Origin of the sequence: Aestuariibius insulae (assembly GCF_040783535.2) — a bacterium.
Classification (GTDB): Bacteria; Pseudomonadota; Alphaproteobacteria; order Rhodobacterales; family Rhodobacteraceae; genus Aestuariibius; species Aestuariibius insulae.
Map to the genome: position 1 here is coordinate 335,424 of NZ_JBFONW020000001.1, position 12,209 is coordinate 347,632.

Sequence of the window (12,209 nt, forward strand, 5' to 3'; positions counted from 1 at the left end):
CTCCCCTCAGTCATTGAAAAATCAAAGACATGGCCGCGCCTGACCCTATCTGCGGGGTGCGCTCCAATTGCATTCGCCCAAAGAAAAAGGCGCCCTTCCGTCGAAGAGCGCCTCTGATCAGATATGATTGACAGCCTTACTCGTCCTTTGTCCGACGCTTGATCGGCGCCCAAAGACGCTTGTTCGTCAAGTAAAGCAGCACGGCCAGCACAGACAGGAAGATCACGCCAGTCAGACCCGCCTGCTTGCGCTGGTTCAGCTTCGGCTCGGCCGTCCACATCAGGAACGCCGCAACATCCTTCGACACCGAGTCGATATCCGTCGGCGCATCGTCCGCATAGATCACATCATCCCCGTAAAGCGGCGGTGCCATGGCGATCCAGCCGCCCGGATAGGCCGTGTTCTCGTAAAGGATCACACCCGCTTCTTCCTTGTCCTCACCGGTATAGCCGGTGAGCAGGGATGCGATGTATTCCGGGCCGCCCATTCCGTTGATGAACTGACTGATCCCGGTTCCGTAAGGGCCGTGGAAGCCAGCTCGCGCTTTGGCCATCAGGCTCAGGTCGGGAGCGTTCGACAGGGAGCTTTGCGGAAACTTGTCATTCGGAGTGGCCGCGCGAAAGTCGCCCTCTCCGTCGAAAAGCGTCGGATCCCAGATCTCGTAGAAGTCGGCATAGGCCGCGACCTGATCCTCCGGCAGGCCAGGGCCGCCTTCATCATGCAGATTGCGGAACGCTACATATCTCAATCCATGGCAGGCCGCGCAGACCTCCGTATAGACCTGAAGGCCCCGCTGAAGCTGCATCTGGTCGTAGCTTCCAAACGGCCCTTCGAACGGAAAATCATAATCTATGATTTTCGTGTCATACGAACCCGCGGCCATGGCGCCGGATGCGGAGAGGCCCAGCGCGATGAGGGCCGCTGTGAACGTGGTACGGATCATCTTGGATACGTCCTTTCTTACTCTGCCGGGGTCGGCGCGGTCGCACCACCCGATCCCTGGTCAGAGCGGTAATGGGCCTTGAAGTCGTCTTCGATCGTACGGGGCTGCGCCAGGGGCCGTTCGATGACACCAAGAAGCGGCAGGATCACCAAGAAATAGGCGAACCAATAGGTCGCTCCGATCAAGGCGATGATCGGATAGATCCCCTCTGCCGGCATGGCACCGGCCCACATCAGGACGAAGAAATCGACCACGAGCGCAGCGAACCACCACTTGAACATTGGCCGATACCGGCCGGACCGCACGCTCGATGTGTCGAGCCAAGGCGCCAGCGCCAGCACGACGAGCGAGCCGAACATGGCAAGCACCCCAAAGAAGGCGGCGTCTACGATGCCAAAGGTGATCCAGCTCGTGAACATCACGATCCAGACATCCGGGGTGAAGGCCCGCAGGATGGCGTAGAAGGGCAAGAAGTACCATTCGGGAACGATATGCGACGGCGTCGCAAGCGGGTTCGCTTCGATATAGTTGTCCGGGTGGCCAAGGTAGTTTGGCATGAAGCCGACAACCGCCATGAAGACCGCGATGATGATCGCCAGGGCGAACAGGTCCTTGATCACGAAATAGGGCCAGAACGGCAGCGTGTCGCGCTCTGCTTCCTCTTTCGAGCTGCGGCGGACTTCCACACCGGTCGGGTTGTTGTTGCCCGTCGTGTGGAACGCCCAGATGTGCACAACCGTCAGACCCAGCAGAAGCATCGGCATCAGATAGTGTAGCGAAAAGAAGCGGTTCAGCGCAGCCTGGCCGACAGCCGGTCCGCCAAGGATCCAGGTCTGCAAGGCTTCTCCGACAAACGGGATAGCACCGAACAGGCCGGTAATCACAGCCGTTCCATGGAACGACATCTGACCCCAGGGCAGAACATATCCCATAAAGGCGGAGGCCATCATGAGCAGGAACATCAGGTTGCCGATGATCCATGTCACTTCGCGCGGCGCCTTATACGAGCCGTAGTAAAGCGACCGGAAAATATGCGCATAGACAGCCACAAAGAAGAGCGACGCGCCGTTCATATGGAAGTAACGGATCATATGTCCGCCATTCACATCGCGCATGATATGCTCGACCGAGGCAAAGGCCATGTCGACATGCGGAACGTAATGCATGACCAGAACGATGCCGGTCACGATCTGCAGAACCAGAGTAAAGGTCAGGACGATGCCCCAGATCCACATCCAGTTGAGGTTCTTCGGCGTCGGGATCATCAGCGTATCATAAGCGATACCTGCGATGGGGAGACGCTTGTGCAGCCACTTCTCTCCCGACGTCTTCGGCTCGTAGTGATCGTGTGGAATTCCGGCCATAAGGGATACTCCTTAACCGAGTTGAATTGTCGTTTCGTCTATAAGTGACGCGACAGGAACAGGAAGATTTCGGGGTGCAGGACCACGGCGGATCCGGCCAGCCAGATCGTAGTGCGAGCCGTGGCACGGGCAGAACCAGCCGTCAAAGTCACCGGCATCGGCCAGCGGCACGCAACCAAGATGGGTGCACACACCCATCATCACGAGCCATTCGCCATTCTCGCCCAGAACACGGTTTTCCTCGGTGGCCTCGACGCCATCCTCGAGATTGGCATTCCGCGCCAGTGGATCGGGTAGGGACGAGACATCAACATCGTTCAGCGTGCCCATCTCTTCCTCGGTGCGCAGACGGATAAAGACCGGCTTGCCCTGGAAGAGGACCGTAATCTGCGTGCCAGGCGAAATGCCGGAGACGTCGACCGGGATAGAGGACTGCGCGAGGACATCCGCCGACGGGTTCATCTGGTTGATCAAGGGCCAGACGGCGGCCCCGGTCACAACCGCTCCGGCACCTGCGGTGGCGTAATAAATGAAGTCCCGGCGCGTCGTATCACTGGTATCGTCTGCGTGAGCCATTATATCGCTTTCGTCCTTGTCGTGCATCGCGGGCGACGGTCCGTGAAACCGTTATATTCCGCAATCTCGCGGCTATGTAGAAGGCGAAGTAGCGCGCGTCCAGACGACAATGCACCACAGGGTCAGTGCCGGATCTCTTAGAGGACGCGTATATTCAGTGCCGAACCGCCTATCCAGTTGTCTTATATACGTGTCAGAGCTAGATCAATTTTTCATTATTCCAATCCAGAAAGTTGGTTTCATGCACCGTCTGCTTTCTATCCCGGCCTTGGTTGCCCTCGCGGCTCCGGCTGCGGCAGAGATCGAGTTGAGCGTCTATTTGGGCTACCAGACCGCTCCGCACAGCCGAATTGAGGGCGACAATGCGAGCGGCGATTTCGACGAACTGATCGAATGGGACGGCAAATCCGGCGAGGCACCGCCTTATTACGGCATTCGTGCAACCTGGTGGCGGACCGAGACGCTTGGCTTCGGGCTCGAGCTCAATCACGCCAAGGTTTACGGCAACGAGGATGACCTGGCCAAGGCGGGGTTCGAGACGCTCGAACTCACCGACGGGCTCAATATCGTGACCGCCAATGTCATGCGGCGCTTTCCCGATGCGTGGGGCGCCTTCACGCCTTATATCGGCGCAGGCGTCGGGGTCGCCGTGCCTCATGTCGATGCCGAGGACGGCACCAACGATACGTTCGAATATCAGCTGACCGGTCCCGCCGCGATGGCGCTGGGCGGTGTCTCTTACGATATAAACGACACTTGGGCGCTCTTTGGAGAATACAAGATCACCTATTCCTCGAACGAGGCCGATCTCGACGGGGGCGGCACGCTGGAAACGGACATCGTGACCAACGCGCTTAATCTTGGGGTCAGCTACCGCTTCTGATCATCCGGGCGGGCGTGTGTCCTGCATCGACGGCCGCTCTGAAAAGGTGCCGTACCATTTGGCAAGTGACGGCCTGCTTCCCCGCCAGTCTTCTGAGCTCATCCTCAGATCGAGATATCCCAAGGCGCAGGCCACGGCGATCTGCCCCATATGCAACGGCCCCTCCAGCATCGACATCCAACGCGCCTCGATCACATCGAGCGCCCGGTCCGCCTTGCCCTTCTGTGCCTCAAGCCAATCGGGGAACTGCATCTTTTTGGGGCGCAACCGCGCTTCGTAGACGCGCAGTATCGTCGCCTCCATCATCGCATCCGCCGTCGCCTCGAGCGTCAGAACATCCCAGATCGACCGCTCCGGATAAAAGGATCGCTCTGTCAGCGTATCAAGGTATCGCGTGATGATCCGGCTGTCATAGATCGCAGGGCCATCGTCGCGCAAAAGCGTCGGGATCTTGCCCAGCGGGTTGGCCGCCACCACGCCGGGATCCGAGGCGGTCGGACTGGTCGAGACGGCCACTTCCTCGACCCGGTCCAGCAGATCGGCCTCCCGCAGCAGAACCCGGACCTTGCGGGCAAACGGAGAGGCGTCGGAGGTCAGCAATTTCATCGAAGGTCTCCTGTCTAGGGTCAGGCCGGGGGATCGGCCATCAGATCCGCCAGCGCATCCAGCTCCGCGCCAATCCCGCCGGAGGAAATCCGCGACGCGGCTCTGAGCCGGACATCATCCGGTTTGTTCTGGTTGAGCTTGAAGGTACTGTCCACCGTCTCGATCGTCATCCGGCAAGGGACGATCTGGCGCATCATCCGCTCGAGCGCAGCCGGTGTCATCTTGGCGGTCGTCCACGGCACCTTGTCGAGACGGGTCTCATAGGCCGCCGACTGACGATCGAGCATCTTGCGCATGTCATTCTGGGGCAAACGTCGCAGTGTGCCGCGCAGGTGGACCGCCACGTAGTTCCAGGTCGGGACCTGATCCGGCACCTCGTACCAATCCGGAGAAACATAGCCGTCTGGCCCCGAAACGGTGATCAAGGCAGTGCTCGGTTCCTCAAGCTGCCGAAGGATCGGGTTGGACCGCACCAGATGCAGATCGAGACTCGACGCATCAGGCGCGATCAGAAAAGGGATATGCGACACAAGCGGGCCGTCCTCGCCGTTCAGGACAAGTTGACCGAACGCGCGCTCCCGCGCCACGGCAAGGGCCGCTTTGGTCCCGGCTTTGCGAAAGGAGGGGTTCGGATGCATCTGGATCGACCGTTCGCGAGAGTGGACAGCGCCGGAGCCTCCGGCGGAGGTATTTTTAGCAAGATGAGGACAGGTTCCGGTCTAAGCCGTCAGACGGGGGCCCTGCAAGCCGGTGACACTTGCCGTGACGATAGTGCCTGTGGGCTGATCCGTGCCTAAGGCGACCTCGGCGAATTGCTCTGTCCGTCCCATGCGAGGCGCTTCCATGAGGATCCGGTGCGATCGGCCCACCTGTGCCTCCAGATGGCGCCGGGCCGCTGCCGACCCGGCCTCGCGCAAACGGGCCGCCCGAGCCTTGATTGCCGCGCCGTTCACCTGCGGCATCCGGGCCGCCGGTGTTCCAGGACGGGGAGAGTAGGGAAAGACATGCAGCCAGGTCAGATCGCAAGCCTCGACCAGCGACAGCGCATTCTCGAAGGCCGCTTCCGTCTCGGTCGGGAACCCCGCAATGATATCCGCGCCAAAGGTCATCTCCGGCCTCAACGCGCGGGCCTCCTCGCAAAAGCGAATTGCGTCGTCTCTCAGATGGCGGCGCTTCATCCGCTTGAGGATCAGGTCGTCCCCATGCTGAAGCGACAGATGCAGATGCGGCATCAGACGCGGTTCGGTCGCGATTGCCTCCATCAGGGCTGGATCCGCCTCGATCGAGTCGATCGAGCTGATCCGCAGCCGCGCCAGATCCGGCACCAGCCGCAGGATCCGCCGCACCAGATCGCCCAGCCGGGGCGCCGATGGCAGATCGGCGCCCCATGACGTCAGGTCCACTCCGGTCAGGACGACCTCGTGATAGCCGCGATCCACAAGCCGCTTGATCTGGTCGACCACGACGCCAGCCGGAACCGATCGTGAATTGCCGCGCCCATAGGGGATGATGCAGAACGTGCAGCGGTGATCGCAGCCGTTCTGTACCTGCACATAGGCCCGCGCCCGCGTCCCGAACCCGTCGATCAGATGACCCGCGGTTTCGGTCACCGACATGATGTCATCGACCTGGATCCGCTCGGTCCCTTCGGTCAGCGCCGTCCAGGTCGACGGAGCCATCTTCTCGGTGTTGCCGATCACATGATCGACTTCGTCCATCGCAGCAAAGGTCTCAGGCTCAGTCTGCGCAGCACATCCCGTCACAACGATCCGCGCGCCGGGGGTCTCGCGCCGGATCCGGCGGATCTCCTGCCGGGCTTTCCGAACCGCCTCCGAGGTCACCGCGCAGGTATTGACCACATGCGCATTCTCGAGCCCTGCCCGCGCGGCGAGGTCGGTCATCGCTTCGGTCTCGTAGGCATTCAGCCTGCAGCCAAAGGTGCTGAACCGGGGCGCCGTGCGATCCATCACAGCCCCCATGTCCCGGTCTCGTCCACTCGTGCGTCGTGCCAGACGCCAGAGAACGGATGAGAGGTCGGCCCTTTCATCCAGACCCCGTCCGCGCGCCAGTCGATCTCGAGTGTGCCGCCGTCCAGATCGATCCGGACGGCCCTCCCGGTCAGGCCCCGCCGATGTGCCGCTACTGCCGTCGCACAGGACGACGATCCCGAGGCCAGCGTGATCCCGGTTCCGCGCTCCCAGACCCGCATTCGGATCCGGTCAGGCCCGGTGATCTGGGCGATCTGAACATTCGTGCGCTCTGGGAACAGGGCGTCTGTCTCTCTTGACGGCCCGAAAGAGGCCAGATCGACGGCTTCGATATCTTCCACGAAGAAGGTGCAATGCGGATTGCCCATGGAGGTCGCGACCGGATCCCCCTCAAGCGGCAGATGAAGCGTATCGACCTTGCGCGCCAATGGGATCTCGTCCCACGCCGTCAGGGGCTCTCCCATACAGACCGACGTAACGCCGCCCTCATTCCTGGCCGCGAGAAGACGATCTCCCGTCAGGATCGACAGGCCATCCCGTTCCGCCTCGTCCATCACCATGCGCGCGATACAGCGCGTCGCATTCCCGCAAGCCACCGATCGGCTGCCATCGGCATTGTAGAAGACCAGTTCCAGATCCGCCTTCTCTGACGGCTTCATCAGGGCGAGCTGATCGAACCCGACGCCGAAATGCCGATCGGCCATGACCCGGCACAAATCCGGCGTCACCGCGTGCGGCGTTTCGCGCGCATCGATAACGACGAAGTCGTTGCCAAGCCCGTTCATCTTCAGGAACGGAAGGCCGGTCTGGGTCTGGGCGATCATGGATGCGCGCTATAGACAGAGTATCACGGTCAATCCAGTGATTCTGGGTTGACCGTCTGCCGCGTTGTTCCTAGAGAGCGCCGCAGTGAGCCGATAGCTCAGTTGGTAGAGCAACTGACTTTTAATCAGTAGGTCCAGGGTTCGAGCCCCTGTCGGCTCACCACTTCACTCAATTTGTTGTCATTTACTCATAAGAGTGCGGATTTACGCATAAGTGTGCAGATTTGGCGCTTCGGCCACTATCGCTGAAGATGGCGTTGTGACCGGATTGGCCGATGTTGCAGCCTGCGTATGGCCAGCTATCCTACCAAAAAATCAGGGAAACTCGGATAGCAACCATGGCTCACTGGTATACTGCTGATACGCATTTCGGTCATGAGAACGTTATGAAGTTCTGTGATCGCCCCTTTTCCTCCGTGGAGGAGATGGACGCCGTCTTGATCGCGAACATGTGCGAGAGGGTTCATGAGGACGATGATCTCTGGATTATTGGTGACTTCGCTTTTGGCCCAAGGTCAAAGGATGCTGGCTATCTTAAAGAGATTTTCGATCAGCTGCCGGGCGCTCGAAAGCACTTGATCATTGGGAACCACGATCGCGAACCGACTTTGACACTGCCGTGGGATACTGTGTCTCCACTTGTTGAGCTACGTGACGGCTCGCTCAAGCAGTCCAACACGCTTTGCCACTATCCAATGATTACATGGAACCATGCCCGACGTAGCGCTATTCAAATGTTCGGTCATGTTCACAACAACTGGCTTGGCTCGAGAAATTCTGTGAACCTCGGGGTCGATGTTTGGGATTTTTCGCCTGTGCAATTCGATGACGTTGCTGCTAGAGCCTTGGAGTTGCCTGAGAACTTGCATTGGAAAGACGTTGAGCCACGCTGAACGTGGGAAGCGGTCGTTCGCTTCGAGTGCGAGAGCTTAGGTGCATCGAGAAGAAAGCTGACCTTCGAGCCGGGCGTGTCGGGCACGCTGTTCAAGCGCCGCCGTACCACCCTATGCTGCCAAGCTGACCACCTTGATTTGACCATCTTCAAAAAGGCCTTTGGAAAGAAGCTCCGCACGTGCGTCGGCCGGGCTTGGTGTGAAAAGGAGAATTCGCAGGTTCAGCTCCGCACGCGAAAAACACACGTAGGCCAGCTTTCTACCGCGATCGAATTGGCCTTCGGTGGGTTCCCCGATCGTTCTTGGGGTTAGCAACTTATTGAAATTGTACTGGCTCCAACGAGCTTCCACATCGTCAAACACCACGACCACATTGGGGTATTCTTCACCCTTCACACCGTGTTGCGTACTAAACGGCGTGTTCTCAGAAATAAAGTCGAAGTACGGGGAAAGCTCTTCTGTGCTCATGGCAAAAAACGCGTCCGCGAGCCAGTCTCCTTTCTCTTGACTATGGAGCTCCTTGTCGAAGGCTTCTGATCGCGGATCTCGGCTGAGGTGCTCAACCAAGCGCTTCGGCATTTGCGCCAACCCCAGATCCTGAGCCAAGAGCAACACTTCTTTGACGGTACTCGAAGCCCAAGTAGCTTCGAGCTTCTCAATCGCATTTCTCGACAGTTCAATCATTTTGCCGAGGCTGAGGTTGCTATTCGGACCATCAGCAGAAAAGCTCGGGCTGTTTGCGCGAAGCAGATCGATGACGCGACGTTGATCTCCGTCCTGTTGAGCTCTGATTAGTGGCAGAATCAACTTAATAAACGGGCGCACTAGAACGTGATCCCCTGCCTCAAAATCATCTTGGGCCCTTGAAGAGGCAAAATCACCAGTGAAAAGAGAATTGAGTTGTTCGAAACCCAATCGGCGGGCAATCATTTGGCGCACCAGGAAAAGCAGCGTGACGTCTTCGCGCGTAGTCCAACCCCAGCTCTCGATAGCTTGGTCCATTTTCTGCAAGGCACGGTCGCGCTGCTCGCTGGTGTAGGTTCTTCTCGGTCCTTCGGGAGTTTCGGCTTCAACCAGAACCATTTCTACACTCCCTTCTATATCAGCGGCTTTGCCGGCTGGAACTTGTTCAACATCGGTTCGAAAAGCGTTCAGGAGACCGACGACTTGCGGGCTACAACGAAAATTCTCGGTTTTGGTAATCGACAAACCTTCTTCAGGAGGCGAAAAATCTCCTGCACGTCCATCATAAATCTGTTGCCAAGGATCACCGAAGTAACCGACCAGGGGTAGCCCCACGCCTGCGCCTAGCTCGTTCAAGCCTTCGACGATCGAAACGAAGGTGTCTTGGGCTTCATCCACAAAAATGAAAGGGTAGCGCGAACCAAGGATTCGTCGAAAAACACTCTTTTCACCAAGGAGATATCCGGCCACTGCGATCACATCGTCGTGACCTAGCAAACCTTCGCTGAAATTGCTGAAGTTGGAGTCATCATACGCCCATGCGCTCGCGTCAGCTAAAGCCTCAAGCTCCCCTTCTAGTTTTTCCGCTTTCTGACGGGCGGCGATAGCCGTTTTGGATGCTCCGCCGTTGTCTTTGTCTCGAGCAGACTCAATGTGCTTTGGAATGACGAAATGGGTCACAGCTTCATGGATATCAACTTGAAACCGCCCTATTTCACCCCAAAGAAAACTATGCAGCGTGGAGACCTCGAACAACTCGTCAAAACCCAACCGTTCTCGTATGACCGCCACAGCTCGTTTGGTGTACGTAATGCAGGCCACACGCTGACCTTGCTTGAGTAGCGACGGGCCAGATTCTTTTCGGACATGCTCCAAAGCCGAAATTAGTGAAGTGGTCTTCCCAGCCCCCGCACCGGCAATCATCGCAAAGCTTCGGCCTTCCTCAAGGCACTGAGCAACTTGTTGGTCGGCTTGGGTTGGAATGAGATTAGGCATGACTATTCAATCTTATGATCATTGTTGACTCGATACAGTCGTTTCCAGCCAAGCGAGGCCTTCGGAGATGTAACTCGGCACCTGCCAGTTTTCTTCGCCAGCCAGGACGTTCATCGCAAAGTCAGTCTTCTTAAATGAGCTGGATTTCACTCGTTCAAATATCGCCTGATATGCTTCCCCAAGTTCTTGAGGTACCTCGATGCCCAAAACCAAGTCGCCGCTACGGATCTTGGAGAAATTCTCATAGGCGAAGCTTTCCTCTAGCGTTCGCGGGCGCATAGTCAACTCAATGTCGTCTTCTGAAACCAAAACATCCAGCTGGTAGACGATCGCTCGATGGGGCGCGTTTTGGCATTTTTCATCAAATGGTCGGTCGATGAGTTCTTGGACGGTGGAAACATCCAACATTGTCTTTAATGAAGCGTTAGAGGTCAGCGCGTTGGGAGTGTCAGCTCGAACCGCTGGATGATGGCCTTGGGGAGACACTGAATCCAGATCGGTAATCACAAGGCATGGGATGTGTAGGAAGCGGATCAACTCATCAAACCGATGGGCGTACGCCCCCCCGATTTCGAGAATTGTGAGGAACGATTTTCTCAGATCTGGAGCCGCCTTTTGGATCATCTCTGGCAAAAGCAGTTTCTCCACTGCTCCTTCCACCAAAATCGCCGCGTCGGCGAAGAATAGGTCACAGTGGGTCAATCGCAGGTAGCGTTCCAAAAACTCGAGAGCTCGCTTTTCAGAGTCTTCACCTTCTCCCAAAGGTGACGGCGCAAAGTCACGCAAACTCTTCACGGTAGACGCGTTCATCACAGGGCAAGTCTCAGGATCATCCGTAGTAAGGTGAGATCTTCTGAAATACCTCACTTTGGAGAAGTCCACCGCATCGAGAATGTGTGACGAATGCGTTGTAACAACCATTTGAGGAACTTCGCCCTCATCACCTTCGGCCTTGGCCGAAGAGTCTAAAACATCCCAGATGTTCTGGATAAAGGTTTGCTGGACCTGAGCATGGAGGTGAACCTCAGGTTCTTCAATGAAGATCACCTGGCACAATGGACGGTCCTTTGGAGTTCGCGCCCATTGCGAGTAGAAGTGCTTTGCTTGGATGGCCATGTAGATGAGGTTTTTGAACCCAAGGCCATTGTACCGCTCTGGCAGCTCGTGTGCCTTATTCTCATCAATGTACAGCAAGTCAGTATTGCCTCGTAAGGCCGTTTCTGGACTTAGGGTTGAGACCAGTTTCAAGTGCCGGTCATTGACGGCGGGAAAGCCTAGCCCTCCGATCATATCCAAAAGAGGCGAGAACTGTTCCTCGTAGTGGTCGGTTAGGTTGTTGTTGTTTTGGTCGATGATCTCAAAGGCCGCTTGAGCAATATCTGCTTGGTCGAGATTTTTCTCATAGTACCCAGCAAAAGCTGCCGACAAACGATTGCTGCGATGGCTGTCGTGGTCATCGATGTTGCGTTGCGCATCAACAAAGTCCACTCTCAACAAACCTTGAATTAGTTTGCGCCCTTCTTGCTTGTCCAGTGGCGTCGCATCAGGATCATCTGTACCGTCAGAAGACAGCGCAAAGAACTGCGTTCCAAAATGTCGTTTGAACATTCCATTGGTTGCAAGGAACTTGGAAAGCTTGTGTTCAGTACCTTCTTGGTCTGCGTCGGGATACGCTGCTAAAAAATCACTCCTAAGCTTTTCGGCGTCGTCTACTACCAGACGAAGGCGCACTCCGAGTTCGTCGAAGTCGTCGGACATTCGCGGCAGAAGTACTGCCGCGCGGCCATACTCTATGCCGTCCGGGTCAACCTCAAACCAAATATCGAGGTCGATGTGGGGAATGTCCTCGGCCTTGCCTGACTTCCCGAACTGATCTACCGATGGGATGCAGCCCACGGAAAAGTCATGGACGCTGAACTCTTTACCACCAAGGAAACAGCGCATGATCGCGGTCGCCGATGTCTTGCCGCTGTTATTTGAGCCGACAAAAACGGTTTCAGTCTCTTCAAAGTCGATCTCAACACTTTCAAGTCGCCGAAAGTTTGTGATCGCTACCTTTTTTATTCTCATAATCAACTACTTTAGGTGTGAAAATACATCTTTAGAGTGTACAGAACTCTCGGCATTCTGTCACCAATAACCCAGGCAAAGGCCTGGCGCAGCCAGAGCAACG

General features: G+C 57.0%; 11 protein-coding genes and 1 tRNA gene. 3 read left to right on the plus strand and 9 right to left on the minus strand.

Annotation, left to right across the window (positions count from 1 at the left end; translation table 11 throughout):
- Positions 1-136: 136 nt before the first annotated feature.
- From AAD018_RS01655 to petA, 3 genes are read right to left on the minus strand one after another with little or no spacing between them, the layout of a single operon-like run.
- Positions 137-943 carry a cytochrome c1 gene (locus AAD018_RS01655; protein WP_367313873.1) on the minus strand — a complete coding sequence of 269 codons (807 nt, stop codon included), beginning with the start codon at positions 941-943 and terminating at the stop codon, positions 137-139.
- Between the two features lie 17 nt (positions 944-960).
- Positions 961-2,307, minus strand: coding sequence for a cytochrome b (locus AAD018_RS01660; protein WP_367313872.1), 1,347 nt, complete (start codon positions 2,305-2,307; stop codon positions 961-963).
- A gap of 12 nt (positions 2,308-2,319) precedes the next feature.
- Positions 2,320-2,883, minus strand: coding sequence for a ubiquinol-cytochrome c reductase iron-sulfur subunit (gene petA / locus AAD018_RS01665; RefSeq protein ID WP_367313871.1), 564 nt, complete (start codon positions 2,881-2,883; stop codon positions 2,320-2,322).
- 241 nt (positions 2,884-3,124) lie between these two features.
- Between petA and AAD018_RS01670 the strand changes: the two genes are divergently transcribed.
- Positions 3,125-3,766, plus strand: a complete 642-nt coding sequence (locus AAD018_RS01670) for an outer membrane protein (RefSeq protein ID WP_367313870.1) — start codon at positions 3,125-3,127, stop codon at positions 3,764-3,766.
- On the opposite strand, the gene AAD018_RS01675 is transcribed toward AAD018_RS01670, so the two are convergent.
- From AAD018_RS01675 to dapF, 4 genes are all read right to left on the minus strand, one after another.
- Positions 3,767-4,372, minus strand: coding sequence for a glutathione S-transferase (locus tag AAD018_RS01675; protein WP_367313869.1), 606 nt, complete (start codon positions 4,370-4,372; stop codon positions 3,767-3,769).
- A 20-nt stretch (positions 4,373-4,392) separates the two neighbouring features.
- Complete coding sequence (locus AAD018_RS01680) at positions 4,393-5,010, minus strand: FMN-binding negative transcriptional regulator (RefSeq protein WP_367313868.1); 618 nt, start codon at positions 5,008-5,010, stop codon at positions 4,393-4,395.
- An 81-nt stretch (positions 5,011-5,091) separates the two neighbouring features.
- Complete coding sequence (gene mtaB / locus AAD018_RS01685) at positions 5,092-6,339, minus strand: tRNA (N(6)-L-threonylcarbamoyladenosine(37)-C(2))-methylthiotransferase MtaB (protein ID WP_367313867.1); 1,248 nt, start codon at positions 6,337-6,339, stop codon at positions 5,092-5,094.
- Complete coding sequence (dapF, locus tag AAD018_RS01690; protein WP_367313866.1) at positions 6,339-7,184, minus strand: diaminopimelate epimerase; 846 nt, start codon at positions 7,182-7,184, stop codon at positions 6,339-6,341. Before dapF ends, mtaB begins: the two co-directional genes overlap by 1 nt.
- Positions 7,185-7,271: 87 nt before the next feature.
- On the opposite strand from dapF, the gene AAD018_RS01695 reads away from it, so the two are divergent.
- Together AAD018_RS01695 and AAD018_RS01700 are read left to right on the plus strand one after the other, a co-directional pair.
- Positions 7,272-7,347: transfer RNA gene (locus AAD018_RS01695), tRNA-Lys, on the plus strand.
- A gap of 175 nt (positions 7,348-7,522) precedes the next feature.
- Positions 7,523-8,077 (plus strand): metallophosphoesterase, encoded by a 555-nt coding sequence (locus AAD018_RS01700; protein ID WP_367313865.1) that lies wholly within the window; start codon positions 7,523-7,525, stop codon positions 8,075-8,077.
- Positions 8,078-8,188: 111 nt separating this feature from the next.
- On the opposite strand, the gene AAD018_RS01705 is transcribed toward AAD018_RS01700, so the two are convergent.
- The gene (locus AAD018_RS01705) at positions 8,189-10,036 is read right to left on the minus strand and encodes a UvrD-helicase domain-containing protein (protein ID WP_367313864.1); all 1,848 of its coding nucleotides are present in this window, start codon (positions 10,034-10,036) and stop codon (positions 8,189-8,191) included.
- Positions 10,037-10,054: 18 nt separating this feature from the next.
- A complete protein-coding gene (locus tag AAD018_RS01710; RefSeq protein WP_367313863.1) occupies positions 10,055-12,106 on the minus strand; it encodes an ATP-dependent nuclease in 2,052 nt (683 codons plus the stop codon).
- Positions 12,107-12,209 lie beyond the last annotated feature (103 nt).

Excerpts from the sequence above, each read along its gene's own strand:
- AAD018_RS01680 (WP_367313868.1), bottom strand. The coding sequence starts at position 5,010 with ATGCATCCGAACCCCTCCTTTCGCAAAGCCGGGACCAAAGCGGCCCTT.
- AAD018_RS01675 (WP_367313869.1), bottom strand. The coding sequence starts at position 4,372 with ATGAAATTGCTGACCTCCGACGCCTCTCCGTTTGCCCGCAAGGTCCGG.
- AAD018_RS01670 (WP_367313870.1), top strand. The coding sequence starts at position 3,125 with ATGCACCGTCTGCTTTCTATCCCGGCCTTGGTTGCCCTCGCGGCTCCG.
- AAD018_RS01700 (WP_367313865.1), top strand. The coding sequence starts at position 7,523 with ATGGCTCACTGGTATACTGCTGATACGCATTTCGGTCATGAGAACGTT.
- AAD018_RS01660 (WP_367313872.1), bottom strand. The coding sequence starts at position 2,307 with ATGGCCGGAATTCCACACGATCACTACGAGCCGAAGACGTCGGGAGAG.
- AAD018_RS01655 (WP_367313873.1), bottom strand. The coding sequence starts at position 943 with ATGATCCGTACCACGTTCACAGCGGCCCTCATCGCGCTGGGCCTCTCC.
- petA (WP_367313871.1), bottom strand. The coding sequence starts at position 2,883 with ATGGCTCACGCAGACGATACCAGTGATACGACGCGCCGGGACTTCATT.
- dapF (WP_367313866.1), bottom strand. The coding sequence starts at position 7,184 with ATGATCGCCCAGACCCAGACCGGCCTTCCGTTCCTGAAGATGAACGGG.
- AAD018_RS01705 (WP_367313864.1), bottom strand. The coding sequence starts at position 10,036 with ATGCCTAATCTCATTCCAACCCAAGCCGACCAACAAGTTGCTCAGTGC.
- AAD018_RS01710 (WP_367313863.1), bottom strand. The coding sequence starts at position 12,106 with ATGAGAATAAAAAAGGTAGCGATCACAAACTTTCGGCGACTTGAAAGT.
- mtaB (WP_367313867.1), bottom strand. The coding sequence starts at position 6,339 with ATGGATCGCACGGCGCCCCGGTTCAGCACCTTTGGCTGCAGGCTGAAT.